The organism is Sporosarcina sp. Y1004 (assembly GCF_057669665.1).
The window spans coordinates 1-14,955 of record NZ_JBYHFQ010000006.1; the positions used below are offsets into that span (position 1 = coordinate 1).

General features: G+C 40.1%; 16 protein-coding genes and 1 pseudogene. 9 read left to right on the forward strand and 8 right to left on the reverse strand.

Annotated features, from left to right (window positions below):
• Positions 1-174 precede the first annotated feature (174 nt).
• Both mgsA and AC25Y6_RS05865 read right to left on the reverse strand, forming a co-directional pair.
• On the reverse strand, positions 175-579 hold the full coding sequence (gene mgsA, locus AC25Y6_RS05860) for a methylglyoxal synthase (protein WP_482103269.1): 405 nt from the start codon (positions 577-579) through the stop codon (positions 175-177).
• 136 nt (positions 580-715) lie between these two features.
• Positions 716-901, reverse strand: a complete 186-nt coding sequence (locus AC25Y6_RS05865; RefSeq protein WP_482103270.1) for a YhzD family protein — start codon at positions 899-901, stop codon at positions 716-718.
• A 175-nt stretch (positions 902-1,076) separates the two neighbouring features.
• Here AC25Y6_RS05865 and AC25Y6_RS05870 point away from each other — a divergent pair, with 175 nt between their 5' ends.
• The 5 genes from AC25Y6_RS05870 (at position 1,077) to yhaM (ending at position 8,456) form a co-directional block, all read left to right on the forward strand.
• Positions 1,077-1,976, forward strand: a complete 900-nt coding sequence (locus AC25Y6_RS05870) for an ABC transporter ATP-binding protein (protein WP_482106258.1) — start codon at positions 1,077-1,079, stop codon at positions 1,974-1,976.
• Positions 1,969-3,234: an ABC transporter permease gene (locus tag AC25Y6_RS05875; RefSeq protein WP_482103272.1), complete on the forward strand. Its 1,266-nt coding sequence runs from the start codon at positions 1,969-1,971 to the stop codon at positions 3,232-3,234. Before AC25Y6_RS05870 ends, AC25Y6_RS05875 begins: the two co-directional genes overlap by 8 nt.
• Positions 3,235-3,387: 153 nt before the next feature.
• Complete coding sequence (locus AC25Y6_RS05880; RefSeq protein ID WP_488142332.1) at positions 3,388-4,608, forward strand: metallophosphoesterase family protein; 1,221 nt, start codon at positions 3,388-3,390, stop codon at positions 4,606-4,608.
• A gap of 9 nt (positions 4,609-4,617) precedes the next feature.
• Positions 4,618-7,521, forward strand: a complete 2,904-nt coding sequence (locus tag AC25Y6_RS05885) for an ATP-binding protein (RefSeq protein ID WP_488142333.1) — start codon at positions 4,618-4,620, stop codon at positions 7,519-7,521.
• On the forward strand, positions 7,518-8,456 hold the full coding sequence (gene yhaM / locus AC25Y6_RS05890; protein WP_482103275.1) for a 3'-5' exoribonuclease YhaM: 939 nt from the start codon (positions 7,518-7,520) through the stop codon (positions 8,454-8,456). Before AC25Y6_RS05885 ends, yhaM begins: the two co-directional genes overlap by 4 nt.
• A gap of 119 nt (positions 8,457-8,575) precedes the next feature.
• Here the strand turns inward: yhaM and AC25Y6_RS05895 are convergent, their stop codons facing one another.
• Entirely contained in the window at positions 8,576-9,454 is an 879-nt protein-coding gene (locus AC25Y6_RS05895) for a peptidylprolyl isomerase (protein ID WP_482106254.1), read from the reverse strand.
• 145 nt (positions 9,455-9,599) lie between these two features.
• Between AC25Y6_RS05895 and AC25Y6_RS05900 the strand changes: the two genes are divergently transcribed.
• A complete protein-coding gene (locus AC25Y6_RS05900) occupies positions 9,600-9,692 on the forward strand; it encodes a YjcZ family sporulation protein (protein WP_179393195.1) in 93 nt (30 codons plus the stop codon).
• Positions 9,693-9,775: 83 nt separating this feature from the next.
• Here AC25Y6_RS05900 and AC25Y6_RS05905 read toward each other — a convergent pair whose 3' ends face one another.
• The 5 genes and pseudogenes from AC25Y6_RS05905 to AC25Y6_RS05925 all read right to left on the reverse strand — a co-directional run bounded on the left by AC25Y6_RS05905 (position 9,776) and on the right by AC25Y6_RS05925 (position 12,394).
• The gene (locus AC25Y6_RS05905; protein ID WP_482103277.1) at positions 9,776-9,961 is read right to left on the reverse strand and encodes a hypothetical protein; all 186 of its coding nucleotides are present in this window, start codon (positions 9,959-9,961) and stop codon (positions 9,776-9,778) included.
• Positions 9,962-10,122: 161 nt separating this feature from the next.
• Positions 10,123-10,630, reverse strand: a pseudogene (locus AC25Y6_RS05910) (HTH-type transcriptional regulator Hpr); the annotation flags it as partial.
• Between the two features lie 212 nt (positions 10,631-10,842).
• Entirely contained in the window at positions 10,843-11,205 is a 363-nt protein-coding gene (locus tag AC25Y6_RS05915) for a YtxH domain-containing protein (protein WP_482103278.1), read from the reverse strand.
• Positions 11,206-11,331: 126 nt separating this feature from the next.
• Positions 11,332-11,856 (reverse strand): tryptophan transporter, encoded by a 525-nt coding sequence (locus AC25Y6_RS05920; RefSeq protein ID WP_482103279.1) that lies wholly within the window; start codon positions 11,854-11,856, stop codon positions 11,332-11,334.
• 112 nt (positions 11,857-11,968) lie between these two features.
• Entirely contained in the window at positions 11,969-12,394 is a 426-nt protein-coding gene (locus AC25Y6_RS05925) for an HIT family protein (RefSeq protein ID WP_482103280.1), read from the reverse strand.
• A 119-nt stretch (positions 12,395-12,513) separates the two neighbouring features.
• Here AC25Y6_RS05925 and AC25Y6_RS05930 point away from each other — a divergent pair, with 119 nt between their 5' ends.
• From AC25Y6_RS05930 to AC25Y6_RS05940, 3 genes are all read left to right on the forward strand, one after another.
• Positions 12,514-13,263 (forward strand): ABC transporter ATP-binding protein, encoded by a 750-nt coding sequence (locus AC25Y6_RS05930; protein WP_482106252.1) that lies wholly within the window; start codon positions 12,514-12,516, stop codon positions 13,261-13,263.
• Positions 13,247-14,458, forward strand: coding sequence for an ABC transporter permease (locus AC25Y6_RS05935; protein WP_488142334.1), 1,212 nt, complete (start codon positions 13,247-13,249; stop codon positions 14,456-14,458). Before AC25Y6_RS05930 ends, AC25Y6_RS05935 begins: the two co-directional genes overlap by 17 nt.
• Positions 14,459-14,597: 139 nt before the next feature.
• A complete protein-coding gene (locus AC25Y6_RS05940) occupies positions 14,598-14,834 on the forward strand; it encodes an IDEAL domain-containing protein (protein WP_482103283.1) in 237 nt (78 codons plus the stop codon).
• Positions 14,835-14,955: the final 121 nt, after the last annotated feature.

A 14,955-nucleotide genomic window follows, 5' to 3' on the forward strand; every position in this document is an offset into this window, starting at 1 on the left:
TAGGGATGCGACGAAGTCGCATCCCTACTTATTAAAACATCTCGATGAGGGTATAGAAGTTGTTCGATCCAAAGCGATTCAAAGACAACTATACACGCGGTGCCCAGTGTTGGATCAATTACTTAAGGCCACATTTTCATTCTCAGACGCAGAGATTTGTTTATACTCAACAACTTACTTGTATTTATCAGTCACTTCACGCCATGAAAAATAGCCTTCTTCAACAGAGCGAATCAGAAGCTCAGCTGTTGCGATATTTGTAGCGAGTGGAATTCCGTAAACGTCGCACAGACGCAACAATGCACTGACGTCTGGTTCATGAGGCTGTGCAAACAGGGGGTCGCGGAAAAATAAGATTAGATCCAGCTCGCCTGTCGCAACCATTGCGCCGATTTGCTGGTCTCCTCCTAAAGGTCCTGAGTTTAATCGTGTGACAACTAAATCGGTCTCTTCCATAATTCTTTTTCCAGTTGTCCCAGTTGCGAATAAAGTATGTTTCGAAAAGATATGTTCATAAGCAATCGTAAAATTCACCATTTCATTTTTCTTTTCATCATGTGCTATTAATGCGATTTCCATTTTACGCACCTCACTTTTATAGGTTTGAGCAATAAATATTTACTTCTATTATAGAATGACTTCGGCTTAAACCAAATATGATTGCTTCAATCATACGCACATCTAAGAAGTTAAAACTACTTAGAAGTGCTATTTGTCATGAATGGAATAATAGTAACTTACCTGCAGGAGATGCGAGGCGGTGTGTTTTTTCTAAAAGGCTTTTCTCTTCTAGTATTACTTGTCCTTTTTCTTTAGCTTCATCGTCTGTATCAGACATGAATGTTTCTTCAATAATTAATTCCCCTGTTGGTTCGAAAGCTGTCAATTTATATGTCCTCACCTAATTCATCCTTTCCATTCTAATTACCTTCATTATACTACTAAAAAATCGGAAAAGAAATTTGAATTGAACACTTCGTATAGTGAAACTGATTTTTAACAAAAGTAATTAAATTGAAACTTCGGCGTACTAGATACGTATAGTTAACAATAGGGAAGATGAAAGGAGCAATAAGATGTCATTATTACTTGAAAATGTAACAAAACGGTTTGGGGATTTCACTGCAGTAGATGATTTAACACTCTCCGTCGGCAAAGGAACGATGTACGGGTTTCTAGGGGCGAATGGAGCGGGCAAGACGACAACATTTCGGATGATTCTTGGTTTATTGAACGCCAATGAAGGACGGATAACCTGGAACGGGAAACCGATTTCCTATGCAACAAGTCCTGAGATCGGTTATTTGCCTGAAGAACGTGGGCTTTATCCTAAAATGAAAGTGGAAGAACAACTCATTTTTCTAGCCCAATTGCGCGGGATGAAAAAGTCGGATGCCAAAGCAGCAATGAATAAATGGCTGGAGCGAATGGAAATTACGCATTATACCAATAAAAAAGTTGAAGAGTTATCCAAGGGAAATCAGCAAAAGATACAAGTAGTGGCTTCTCTCATGCATAATCCTCAGCTGTTAATCCTTGATGAACCATTTTCAGGTTTGGATCCCGTTAACGTTGAAATGCTGAAAAAAGCAATAATAGAATTTAGAAACGAAGGCGCGACGATTGTTTTCTCGAGTCACCGAATGGATCACGTTGAAGAATTATGTGAGCAACTAAGTATTATTGATAAAGGGAAACAAATTGTAAGTGGCACTCTGCGTGATGTAAAACGATCATTTGGAAAGCAGAATGTACGTATAAATTCAGACAATGACTTATCGCTTTTGGACTCAATTGCAGGTGTAACATCCGTACATAAATCCATAGAAGGCGCGCTTTACCAAGTGGAATCCGAAATGGTTGCGGACAATCTCCTGACAGAGGCTTTGAAATCCGGACCAATTCGCCACTTTGCAATTGAAGAGCCGTCGCTGCAGGACATTTTCATCGAAAAGGTGGGAAAACAACATGCGTGAATTTATGATCATCTTTAAGCAGGCTTTCATGACGAAAGCGAAAACAAAATCATTCGTTATCACAACGACCATCATGATTGCTGCAGTATTTCTTTTTGCAAATATGGGAAAAATCATCGATAAGGTTAATAGCATGACTGGTGGAGACAGTGAATCAACGGAAGTGTTGCAAGTTGTCGATAACAGTGGGGTACTTGCGGATCGACTGAAACTGCAGTTCGATGCGAATGACTCAGATATTAAGATGGAAGTCTCCACAAAGTCGGAAGAGAGTCTGACAGCTCAGGTAAAAGAAGGGGAAATTGATTCTTTTTTGACGCTTGACCTGAACGATAGTAATACGATTCAAGCAAGTTATTCATCGATGAGTGCCATGGAATTTGACCTTCCGATGATGTTGCAAGATGCACTCCAATCAATTCAGACGGAGATGAAAGCGCAAGAGCTCTCATTGTCCGGTGAACAAGTTCAGACGTTGTTTGCCCCTATACAGTTTGAACAGCAATCGGTATCTCCTTCAGCGAAATCTGAAGAAGAGCTAAGCCAGGCGCGCGGTCTCGTCTATGTATTGATGTTTTTAATTTATTTTGCGGTCATTGTCTATGCGAGCATGATTGCTACTGAAGTGGCAACAGAAAAATCGTCACGTGTTATGGAAATACTAATCTCTAGTGTTTCACCGGTTAAACATATGTTTGCAAAAGTTGCAGGGATAGGGTCACTCGGTCTTTTGCAAATGGTGCTGCTTGGATTAGCAGGATTCATTGCTTTGAAAACAACAACTTCTGAAATGGCAGATGGGTTATTTTCTGTTTTCGGCTTTTCAAATATGAATATCGGTACGCTTGTTTATGCAGTTATCTTCTTCCTGTTAGGATACTTCCTCTATGCGACGTTAGCGGCTCTTCTAGGGTCTTTGGTAAGTCGTACGGAAGATGTCCAGCAAATCATCATGCCCATGACACTGTTAATTGTGGCAGGGTTCATGATTGCAGCAACGGGACTTGGGAATCCTGAGATGGCGTATATAAAATATGCTTCCTTCTTCCCATTCTTTGCTCCACTTGTTATGTTCTTACGCGTCGGTATGCTTGAATTACCAGTATGGGAACCGCTATTAGCAATTGGAATTATGCTTGTGACGATTTTCCTTCTTGGCTTCTTCGGCGCACGCGTTTACCGAGGCGGTGTTCTGATGTACGGTCCGTCACGTTCATTGAAGGATATTAAAAAAGCAATCCAACTCGGTAAGGAATAATAGGTTCAATGTAAGTTGTGGGTCATATTGATTTGACCTGCAACTTTTTTGTTAATGAGAGATTTAAGTAGACATGTAGACTTTCATTCACGGATTCTTTTTATATATGGTAAAATTAGAACAAGTATTCGTTGAATTAAGGAGGTGTTTCATTTGTCAACAATTCGATTTATCCACACGGCTGATTTGCATCTCGATAGCCCTTTTAAAGGTATGACAGGACTTGCGGAAAATCATTTGACTCAAGTACGCGAGAGTACTTTTTCCGCATTCAAAAAATTGATTGATCATGCGGTAGAAACGAAACCAGATTTTGTTTTAATCGTGGGTGATATTTATGATGGTGAAAATCGTAGTTTACGAGCACAGATGAAATTTCACGAAGGAATGAAGAAATTGGATGCGGTGGGTATTCCCGTATTTATATCGCACGGGAACCATGATCACCTTGGTGGAAGATGGACTCGATTTGACTTGCCGCCAAATACCCATGTTTTTACTGAGGAGGTTGAATCGGTTCAACTCACGGTGAAAGGACAAGACATTGTAATTCATGGTTTTAGCTATAAAGAAAGGCATATTCGTGATAAGGTGATTGACCGTTATCCCGTTGCTGAAAATCATGAACCATTTCATATCGGTATGCTGCATGGCAGTTTAGCGGGAGATGAAACACATGCAGTCTATGCGCCCTTTACAAAAAGTGATTTACTTGCCAAGCACTATGATTACTGGGCTCTTGGGCACATTCATCTACGGCAACAGTTACATAATGCCCCTCCTATCGTCTACCCTGGAAACTTGCAGGGGCGTCATCGCAACGAACAAGGTAAAAAAGGTTTTTATGAAGTCGAACTTTCGAAAACAGAATCCTCACTTCATTTTATCGAGGCGTCAGCGATTGTATTTGGCAGATTAGAAGTGTCGTGTGCCGGAATGAGTCATGCCAATGAATGGCTGTCAGCTTGTTCGAAAGCGCTTGAGTTATTCCGACAACAGAATGGAGCGGGCATTGTGGAACTATTGATGATTGATATCGATAGTGAGTCCGTAATTCTTTTCGACCAATCACCTGAAGAAGAATGGCTCGAAGTTCTACGCGATTTTGTCGGGGATAACGAACCGTACGTCTGGATACAGAAGATTTCATTTGCCAGACAGTTGAATCTCACAACGGCTTCAAGTGCGCTTGTACAGTCTGTTGTAGGATTAATGGACGACTGGACGGTTGATGACTGGAAGGATGTTTTAAAAGACGTCTATCAGCACGCACGGGGTGTCAAATATCTTGAAATTTTAACTGATGGTGAAATAGAGGAAGTAAAAGCTGGGGCCAATGCATTGCTTGCGGCAGAAATGTCAGAAATGGAATGAGGTGTTTATATGAAAATTGAAAGACTGAACATTTTTGGATTTGGCAAACACGAAAATGTCGTTGTAGATTTTGGTCCAGGCACTACTGTGTTTTATGGATTGAATGAAGCTGGAAAAACGACGATTCAGCAGTTTATCCTTCATATCTTATTTGGGTTCCCACTGAAAAACAATGTGCTCTTACGCTACGAACCGAAATCGGGCGGTAAGTACGGCGGTCAAGTGCATCTATTAGATGATATCTATGGAAAATGCATCGTCGAGCGTATCCGCGGGAAATCTGCTGGTGATGTCACTGTTTATTTTGAAGATGGAACGAAGGGCGGAGACGAGGAGTTGAAAATGCTCCTTCGGCAGTACGACCGAGCTTCATTTGAGTCTATCTTTTCGTTCTCTCTCTTACAGTTGCAGGGATTCGAGAAAATGGATGAAGACGAGTTAAGCCGAACTCTTCTTGCGTCGGGGACAACTGGAGTTGACTCCTTATTGCGGCTTGGTGGCCGAATGGACAAAGAGTTGGGGGAGTTATTTAAAAAGACAGGTAGAATTCCACAAATGAACGTTAAAATTGCGGAACTTCGAGACTTGGAAATCGAACTGAAGAAAGAACAGGAAAAAATAGGTGAGTATGCACCTTCGATTGAACGAATCCAGGAAATTGATGAACGTCTAGCTAAGTTACAAAGTCAGGAAAAAGTACTGTCACAAAATGCACAGAGGCTTGCTGTTATGCGTTTACTGCTCCCCCTCCTTCAAAGAAAACGAGCTATTGAAGCGCGACTTTCACAATTTGGTAACGCAACCTTTCCTTCAGAGGGTATAAGACGTTATGAAACACTGGTCGGAAAGCTGACAGAAGTCGAAGCGTCTATAGAACGATTGGAAGAAGAATTGGCAATCGTGGCGGCACGCATGCCTGAAAAACAGGAGTCTGAATCCATCACTGAACTTGAAGTTTTGCTGGCCAAAGAATCTGAGTGGCATAGATGGCAAACTACGGTTGCTGCTGCAGATGACGAAGTGAGTCAGTTAACCAGTTTAAAAAGACGTCTACTCGACAGACTAGGTGTCAGGGAAGTTGAAGCGGAGCAATCTCTATTCCAGGCAGATGTTTCAATTCAAAAGGAAGAACAGATGCACAAAATTATCCACGGCCTAGCTGATAGTGATCAGCAAATTGGGTATATAAATCGTCAGCTTGTGCAACTAGAAAATGAGTTGTCGGATAAAGAATCTGAAATTAGTGATAGTGAACGTCATGCGCCTTCTGAGGAGGAATTAGGACGTGTACAAAACTGGCCAAGAATACGCCAGCAACTTGCTGAAGCGAAAGCATACATCTTACTAGGAGGGAGACCTGTTGAACAGAAAGTGTTAGTAGTACCTATACTTCTGTTCTTACTTGCTTTCGTTTTCATCATCTTTGGTCTCGTCCAAAAAGAATGGATCATTAGTGTGGCTGGGGTTCTTGTTGCAGGACTAGGATTCTTTTTATATTCAAAAAAAGAAACTCAGACTTCAAACACTTCAAAGCAACAGGAGATGGAAAGTGTAATTGCTGCATATGATGGAAACGAGTGGCAGATGGAAGAACTCACAGAGCGTATCCTTATGTATAAGCGAAAGTCAGTAGAGTTGAAAGAAGCATTAATAGCGCTTAAAAAAAAGCATCATACACTGAAAATCGAACTAGACAATGCATATACCATTAGAAAGCAAATTGAGTTAGAACTTGCAGAATTTTTACAGCTATACGGTTTCAAGGAAATGCCATCAACCGGAATTGTCCCGGAATTATTCCGGATGATACGGGAAGTTCAAGAGGTTAACCGAGATTTGAATGATGCTGACTTACGGCGACAAATGACACGACAACATATGACGGAAAGAGTAGACGCAGTTGAAAGAGCATTGCAGAAAGCAGTACCCCAAGAAGCGATTTATGAGATTTTGAGAAGAGACCTTATTCAACTGAAGGAACGGGCGGAAACAATGAAGTCATTGAAGTCCAACCAGGAACGCAAAGGAACGGAGTTAAAAGATATGTCGGCTCTTGCAGGCTCATTGCAAGGAAAGGTGCAGGATTTGCTGGCTGAAGCAAAAACGGACACGGAAGAAGCGTTTTACAACGCATATGACATGCACCAGGAATCACTTCAGTTACAAGGACAGCTAGAAGATGTAAAGGCGCAATTGGCGACCCACGGACCTCTAGAACTTCCTAGCGAAGTAACTACTGTAGAGGACCTGACAACAAAAGCGGAGTCTAATACGGCAGCACAATCATCTATCGATGAGGAGTTGAGTGTTCTTGTTAATGAGAAGGCTACACTTATCAATAAAACGGAACAGCTTTTAACTGACGAAAACTACAGCCATAAACTGCAACTCTTTGAAATGAAAAAATCGGAACTTACGGACCTTTCTCGAAAGTGGTCTGAACGCAAAGCGATTTCGGAAGCCATCAAACGTACGATGTTCGATTTGAAAGAAAAAAAGCTGCCTAAAGTGCTTGAAGTAGCGGAGCAATTGTTCTGCGAGTTAACGGGAGGGAACTATGAATCGCTAACCGTAACGGAGTCTGGGCATTTTGAAGTTTTATCGAAGGATGGGATGCGCTACCCGATTGTGGAGCTTAGCCAAGCGACAAAAGAGCAGGCATACATATCTCTTCGATTAGCCCTGGCGGAATCAATGCTAGTTACTGCTCCTTTTCCAATAATGATGGACGATCCGTTCGTTCACTTTGACGGAGAGCGACTTTCGCGTATGATTAAACTATTGGACAATCTTCAAAACAAGCATCAGTTCATTTATTTCACATGCCACGAAGCGATGAAGGATAAATGGCGGGATGCAACAATATTAAACGTTTCCGATATCGGGAGCGCACAGGGAGTGAGCGTCTTATGAAGAAAATTGCAGAATATAAAACTGGAGAACCACTGGATCTTTTCTTGCTTATTAAACAATCTACAAAAGGAGTCACAACGCAAGGAAGTCCGTTCATGACACTCATTTTACAAGATAAGAGCGGTGATATCGAAGCAAAATTATGGGATACGACTGAAGAACATGCTAAAACGTATGCCGCAGCGTCAATTGTAAAAGTTGGCGGTGAAGTGCACGAATATCGTGGGAAAAACCAGCTGCGTATCAAAAGTATACGTCCTATTAAAGAAGATGAAGGCGTATCGATTGCAGACTTAGTCCCGTCATCAGAAACAAGTAAAGAAGTACTCTACGAAGAATTGATGCAGTATTTTTTTGAAATGCAAAACCCGCAAATTCAACGAATTACACGACATTTACTGAAAAAGCATCAGACTGCTTTCATGACATATCCTGCCGCAACTAGAAATCATCATGACTATGTTTCCGGTCTAATTGATCATGTCGTCTCCATGCTGAAACTTGGAAAAGCGATGGCAGATTTATATCCAACGCTTAATAAAGATTTATTGTATGCAGGAATTATATTGCATGACATAGGGAAAGTAATTGAACTTTCTGGGCCGATTGCAACACAATATACAATTGAAGGAAATCTTCTTGGCCATATAACAATCATGGTCACTGAAATTTCAAAAGCGGCGGACGAACTTGAAATAGCTGGGGAAGAAGTAATGTTGCTCCAACATATGGTTCTATCCCATCATGGTAAAGAAGAATGGGGAAGCCCGAAACGGCCAATGCTGAAAGAGGCAGAAATTCTTCATTATATTGATAACATTGACGCGAAGATGAATATGTTGAATCGTGCATTAGGCAAGACGGCTCCAGGTGAATTCACTGAAAGAATATTCCCACTCGACAACCGTTCGTTTTATAAACCAACGATTGACTAATGAGTATAGAAAAAAGCTGTCTCCCACATACGGAGACAGCTTTTTTCATTGGGTATGAAATTATGAAAAGTTGCGAATGCCTTTATTTGAAAGCCATCCGAGAGACTTTAACTAACGTATTATTTCTTGTCAGTTTTTGCTTCTTCTTCAGCTGGAAGGTAACCTTCAAGCGCATCTTTAAACTCTTCCGATTTAATATCGATTTCCGAGTCTTTTAACAGCTTGACAAGTTTCTCTTCGAATTTAACTTTCTTGAGACCGTCCGTGACTTCTGCCTTGAGTTCTTCATCTGTTTGCTCAAGTTTAGCTTCACGTGTGTCAACTAGTTCAATGATATGGAAACCGAAGCTTGATTTTACAGGCTCACTGATTTCGCCTTTTTTAAGTGCAAATGCGGCTTCTTCAAATTCAGGTACCATTTTACCAGGTCCGAACCAACCTAAATCGCCACCTGTTTCTTGTGCAACTTCTTCTGTGGAGTATTCTTTCGCAAGTTCCGCGAAATCACCGCCGTCTTTCAATTTAACAAGAACTTCGTCTGCCGTCTTTTTATCTTTTACTAAAATATGACGTGCATTGACTTCTTTTTTCTTGTTAGCAATACCTTCATTGATTTCTTCATCACTTACTTCAATGGATTCAATCATTTTTTGTTGAATCAATTGGGATTTAACATTTTTATCGAAGAACTCTTCTGTCATGCCATTTTGCAATAGGTACATTTCAAAGCTATCACCATATTGTTCTTTCTGTGATGCAATCGCTTCTTTTACTTCTTCATCTGAAACTTTATATTCACTTTCAATCGCTTGTTGGAGAATTAGGTTTTCAACAACTCGGATTCCAATTGCATCTTTCATTTCATCATATAAATCTGCTTTTGTAATATCGCCATTATTAGAAGTAGCAATGATTTCCTCATCAGTATTCTTGTCACTACATGCTGAAAGTACAAGAACGGATGCAGCCATTGTAAGTGCTAAAACAGTTTTTTTCATTTTGAAATCTCCCCTAACTTTTATGTGCAACAGTAGATATTATATCATAAAACGATTCTAAAACAAAAAGGTTCCCCTCGGATAATCTGCCTACAAAGGCTCAATGATTCCGCATAGGATACATAGAGAGAGAGGGGGTGCTCTTATGAGCGGATATAACCAGGGTTCTTCGGGCTTTGCGTTGATTGTTGTATTGTTCATCTTACTAATCATTGTCGGTGCAGCCTTCGTTTACTAAGATGAGAAAAGCGTTAAATCGCTAGTGTCAGAAGCTTCAAAATGAAAAAAGTCCATTCCCGTACAAAAGGGAGTGGACTTTTTTTATACTTGTAACAGAATTTCTAGGTAAAATGACACAATCAGTATTGTTACAAGAACGTTTACGGTCGTGTATATTTTCGGTTGCTTTTCCTCAGGAATCTCTTTGGACTCGCAAAGCGCATATGTCATTTTATTGATCTGAAACAGATAGAATAATGAGAACAGAATTGTGATAAATAGGATCAAATCTATTCCTCCCCTTTAACGTACCAAGGTAATCATAGCAGAAGTGAGTATAAAATGAAATTAATTTTCCTCTGAGGAAAATACTGGGCTTTTAGATTCTTCGGAATCCTTTGTTTGACTAACTGCAATCATTTCGCCTGTGGAATCATCATAAGCATCTTTAATATTTTCAAAACCGCGTTCAAAAATTTCCATGAAATCCTCACCATAAATATTTTTAACCACAGACATGACCTCCAGGAATTCCGGGAATTTGCCGTAAAGATTTTTTATCGGCAGAGAGCCCTCCAAAATACCATGGTTGGTGTTATAGTAGTTTTCGTTCATTTCGAGCATGAGTCTTTCACCTTCATCTGTCACTGCTACATATGTATTACGTCGGTCATCGTCTTTTTTATAAAAGCGTAAATAACCCCGTGTTTCTAACTTCTTCGAAAAGTTGAATGCGGTCGATACATGCATAACTCCAAATTTAGCTATATCGGAAATTGTAGCTCCTTGAAGATGGTAGGAAATCCATAAAATATGATGTTCATTAATATTCAAGTCATAAGGTTTTATCCACTGTTGCCAATCTTTTTCAACAGCTTTCCAAAGTGCTTTTGACATCTGCGCAACCCTTTGACTGAAAATCATTGCTTCTTTTGGTGAATATCTTTGATCTGCCATGGTAACACCTACTTCCTATTTTTTACGCTTCTTTTTATTATAGCAGGAAAGCAAAGAAGAAAAAAGTAAGAATTGCAAAAAAACTTTTAATTTGATAATAATTTAGGTGGGAAATAGAAGTAGAAAGAAAAAAACGCAGTCACAATCACACGAAAAAGACCTGCAAAGCGTAGTCTTCAAGTGAGAATCTGACTGCATTATTGGATTTGAATTTATTTTTGTTGTGCCGCGATAGTCTGTTCGAGTTCTTCAAGAGCGGTTTGGATTGCGGCAATTTCTTTCTCCATCCGTTCTCTATTTGGCTCAGTAGACTGTTGCCATTTTTCAACAGAATCATTTATCCCTTCAATTGCAGAGGGAACAGTTTCACGTGATTCTTTCTTCAAATGTGAAATGGATTCTTTTAAATCAGCAACTTTAACTTTTACGTCTTTAAACATCTCTTTCATGTCGCTGGAAGCGCTTTTTACAGATGTTCGTAGTTGTCTTCCTGATTGCGGTGTTGAATATAATACCGTAACCGCAGCCGCGACTGAACCTGCTGCTAGTCCGGTGAAAAATGTAGATGCTTTCATTCTAAAATGCACTCCTTCCTGTATATGAATAGTATTCCTTGCTATAGTTTAATTAAAACACTTATAAGGTTTCTGAGCAATCAAAAAAAGCTTTCCACTTGTAGACGGAAAGCTTGAGTAGTCATTTTAATTGGATAATGCAGTTTTGAACGAAGATCGTTTTACCAAGTTTGTAACGATTGGATAGATCAAGAAAAAGGCAACTGCGTTCATTGCAACAGCTGGAAGTACAACTGTGAGGAATAAAACTGAAAATGGAAGATTTATGTTGAATATGAAAATTGCGACTGAAAGGAAAATAGTTCCTGATAATAATGTACCGAGCCCTGCAACGACAGTAGCAGCTGCTAGGTTGCTAGCAATCTTTTTGAAGGCGATAATAACCAAATAGACTACAAATGCAGTTACTAATTTATCGATAACATTCGGGATTAGACTTCCTGGAAGGGATGAAAACATTCCAGATAGGATACCATTTGTCATTCCTAGTAAAAATACACTACGTACTTCCGGAAATAACAATATGCCAATAAACATCATTGTTAGCATGAAATCAGGCTTCATTCCACCGGCAATTGGGGGAATGATTAAATATAATGCAGTACCTACAGCAGTCAATAATGACATCAACACAAGATTTTTTGTTTTCATTTCTAATCTCTCCTCGGCTCATCTAGTATTTTAGTTTTTCTTGACGTATCCTCATGATCGGCAACGAAAAACTTATTACAAATATTACACTGTTTTCAGAAACTTTGCAAGCTTAACTTCTCAACTTTGTACGGATACTTTGTGCAATTTCCTGAATGCGTTCTTTGTCTGATTCTGCTTCATTTGTCTCAAATGTCGGTTGGAACCCATCCGTTTCATCGTAACGAGGGATAAGGTGCAAGTGAAAGTGAAACACGGCTTGACCGGCGGGGGCACCATTGTTTTGGAGTAAATTCATTCCTGAAGGTTTGAATTCATCTTTTAGTGCGTTGGCAATTTTCGGAACAACCGAAAACAGCTGGGCCGCTTCTTCCGAAGTTAAATCATAGATGTTTTCGCGATGTGTTTTAGGGATGATTAGGGTATGCCCTTTCGTTACAGGCATAATATCCATGAAAGCGATTACGTGCTCATCTTCATAGATTTTGACGCTAGGGATGGTGCCTTCAATGATTTTACAAAAAATACATGCAGTCATTTCGTCACTCCTTTTCATGAATGGGACAAGTGTAGCATATTTTTAACTAGCAGCTGCATGAAGTAGAAAGCTTTTTGCACAGTATTTTGCTAAAATGAATTGAAGAATGGAGGTTGGGTATGGAAATTCTTGAATTGAAAGACGTATCAGGAGGCTATACACGCAAGCCTGTCCTGCATGATTTATCCTTTAACATCGGACAAGGTGAGCTAGTAGGTCTAATTGGGCTCAATGGGGCGGGTAAAAGTACGACTATTAAACATATTATTGGATTGATGAATCCCCATAGCGGAGAAATCCGAGTGAATGGGGTGACGTTCAGCGAGGATTCCGAGAAGTATAGAAAGGCGTTCACTTATATTCCAGAAACGCCAATTCTTTATGAAGAGTTGACGCTCAAGGAGCATCTGGAGTTAACGGCAATGGCGTACGGTCTTGATAAAGAAGTGTTTGATGCTCGTTCGGGTGAGTTATTGAAAGAATTCCGTATGGAGAAGCGTTTAAACTGGTTTCCTGCACATTTTTCAAAAGGGATGCGCCAAAAAGTAATGATTATGTGTGCATTTCTCGTTAATCCTTCTTTATATATTATTGATGAGCCATTTGTAGGTCTTGATCCGATTGCTATCAAATCTCTGTTGGAACAGATGACGGAAAGAACAGAAAACGGGGCTTCCATCCTCATGTCGACCCATGTTTTGTCGACCGCGGAAAAACATTGCGACAGGATCATTTTGCTGCACGAAGGACGAGTGCGGGCGGAAGGGACGATGGATGACTTGAGAAAAGCATTCGGACGACCAGGAGCATCATTGGATGACTTGTATATTGCGATGACAGAGGATCATGACAATGAACAATTTGCGTGAAATATGGGGTTCTCGGTTCGTCCATTATATAACCGAACTTCAAAAGTATTTGAAGTATGTATTTACGGGACACTTGGCAATTGTTCTTGTTTTTACAATTGGAGCGGGGGGATACACGTATAGTGAGTGGCTAAAAGAAGTGCCAGCAGACTTTCCAGCGGCTCTACTGACGGCTGTCTTACTTGGTGCTGTCCTTGCTATATCGCCACCCGTGACACTCTTGAAACCGGCAGATACAGTATACTTTTTGCCGCTAGAAATTAAACTAGGTTCTTATATAAAACGATCTTTAAGTTGGAGCTTTTTCTCACAATTGCCATTGCCTTTTATTCTTTATATAGTGGCACTCCCGTTACTTTCTGCCACGGGGACTGGAACGAAAACAGAATTCATCGCCATCGCAATCTTCATAGTGCTTATTAAGTGGGCATTCGTTGAGTCGGAATATAATTTTAGACATGTTTTAGAAGGAGATAAGGTCTGGTTGGACAGGGCCGTGCGGTTTTTATTGGCGGGAATACTTATTTATGCTTTCCTTGTGGGAAGTTTCCTTTACATTCCAGTTATTGCAGTCCTTATCGGAATGTACAATTTCTACTGGCGGAAAAAGAGGATGGTAAAGCCTTTCCCATACGATCACTTTATTTCACTTGAACAGAATCGTATGATGCGGTTTTACCGGTTCGCTAACTACTTTACGGACGTTCCGCATCTGAAAGGATCCGTTAGTAGAAGAGGTTGGCTTGGATTTATAACAGGTTCTCCCACTTTCGGCAAGAGTGTTTCACAGACCTACCTGATTAAGCGTACATTTATTCGAACGGATGATATTTTTTGGTTATGGGTGAGGTTGACTGTAATTTCAGCACTTGGTGCAATATTCATTCCATTCCCAATCGTTGTATTCATTTTCTCTGGGGCGCTTGCATTTGCCTCGGCAGTTCAGCTTATTTATGCATTGCGTGCGGGGGATGATTTCCGAATGGATATGCTGTTTCCTGAGAAGGAAGACACGCGACCTGGCTCAATTAGGAAAATCGTTCGTTCGGTTCAATGGATTCAAGCAGCGGTTGTTATAGTTGCTTCCCTATACCTTTATGGAGTCTCGACAATACCATTTCTAGTAGGGGCTGTCATTCTCATTACTTCTGAAGCTACTATTAGATTGACTGGGGAAAAGAAGGAAGACGAATAAGGTCAATTCATCCCGTTTGTAAGTAATTGCAGACGGGATTAATCTTTTGTGAAAGAATAAAAATAGAATATTCAAAAAACCCTTGCAACTTCTCTCTGAAATTAGATATACTATATAAAAGGCATCAGGGGTGAGAGCGATGGAGAACAACTATTCATATGCCGAGTTTTTGAAGGCCGTCGGAAAAAACAGTTCTTCGCTTCAAGCGGAAAAGTTGTTGAATGAAATTTATTTGGATCTTTTCTTAAAACATTTACACAGGGAGCAGACGAAGTATCGACTCGCGGTTTTAATTGATGCAGCACTCGATTGTCGGGATGAAAGCGCCTTCTTATTGTATTCAGAAAGACTTGTTAAAATTGAAGAGAATGATTGAAAAGTGAGTTGACGCTACATGTTGAATAGACATGCAGCGTTTTTTTCGCTTTAATTAGAAAATAAATCCATTGAAAAAACGTATGTTCGCTTTTTGCTCGTCAAAAGATGGGTAAAGTGAT

What these genes read in the sequence shown, in the direction of transcription:
- AC25Y6_RS05870 (WP_482106258.1), top strand. Translation starts at nt 1,077, where the DNA reads ATGTCATTATTACTTGAAAATGTAACAAAACGGTTTGGGGATTTCACT.
- AC25Y6_RS05885 (WP_488142333.1), top strand. Translation starts at nt 4,618, where the DNA reads ATGAAAATTGAAAGACTGAACATTTTTGGATTTGGCAAACACGAAAAT.
- AC25Y6_RS05915 (WP_482103278.1), bottom strand. Translation starts at nt 11,205, where the DNA reads ATGAAAGCATCTACATTTTTCACCGGACTAGCAGCAGGTTCAGTCGCG.
- AC25Y6_RS05875 (WP_482103272.1), top strand. Translation starts at nt 1,969, where the DNA reads ATGCGTGAATTTATGATCATCTTTAAGCAGGCTTTCATGACGAAAGCG.
- AC25Y6_RS05925 (WP_482103280.1), bottom strand. Translation starts at nt 12,394, where the DNA reads ATGACTGCATGTATTTTTTGTAAAATCATTGAAGGCACCATCCCTAGC.
- AC25Y6_RS05940 (WP_482103283.1), top strand. Translation starts at nt 14,598, where the DNA reads ATGGAGAACAACTATTCATATGCCGAGTTTTTGAAGGCCGTCGGAAAA.
- yhaM (WP_482103275.1), top strand. Translation starts at nt 7,518, where the DNA reads ATGAAGAAAATTGCAGAATATAAAACTGGAGAACCACTGGATCTTTTC.
- AC25Y6_RS05920 (WP_482103279.1), bottom strand. Translation starts at nt 11,856, where the DNA reads ATGAAAACAAAAAATCTTGTGTTGATGTCATTATTGACTGCTGTAGGT.
- AC25Y6_RS05930 (WP_482106252.1), top strand. Translation starts at nt 12,514, where the DNA reads ATGGAAATTCTTGAATTGAAAGACGTATCAGGAGGCTATACACGCAAG.
- mgsA (WP_482103269.1), bottom strand. Translation starts at nt 579, where the DNA reads ATGGAAATCGCATTAATAGCACATGATGAAAAGAAAAATGAAATGGTG.
- AC25Y6_RS05895 (WP_482106254.1), bottom strand. Translation starts at nt 9,454, where the DNA reads ATGAAAAAAACTGTTTTAGCACTTACAATGGCTGCATCCGTTCTTGTA.
- AC25Y6_RS05935 (WP_488142334.1), top strand. Translation starts at nt 13,247, where the DNA reads ATGAACAATTTGCGTGAAATATGGGGTTCTCGGTTCGTCCATTATATA.
- AC25Y6_RS05900 (WP_179393195.1), top strand. Translation starts at nt 9,600, where the DNA reads ATGAGCGGATATAACCAGGGTTCTTCGGGCTTTGCGTTGATTGTTGTA.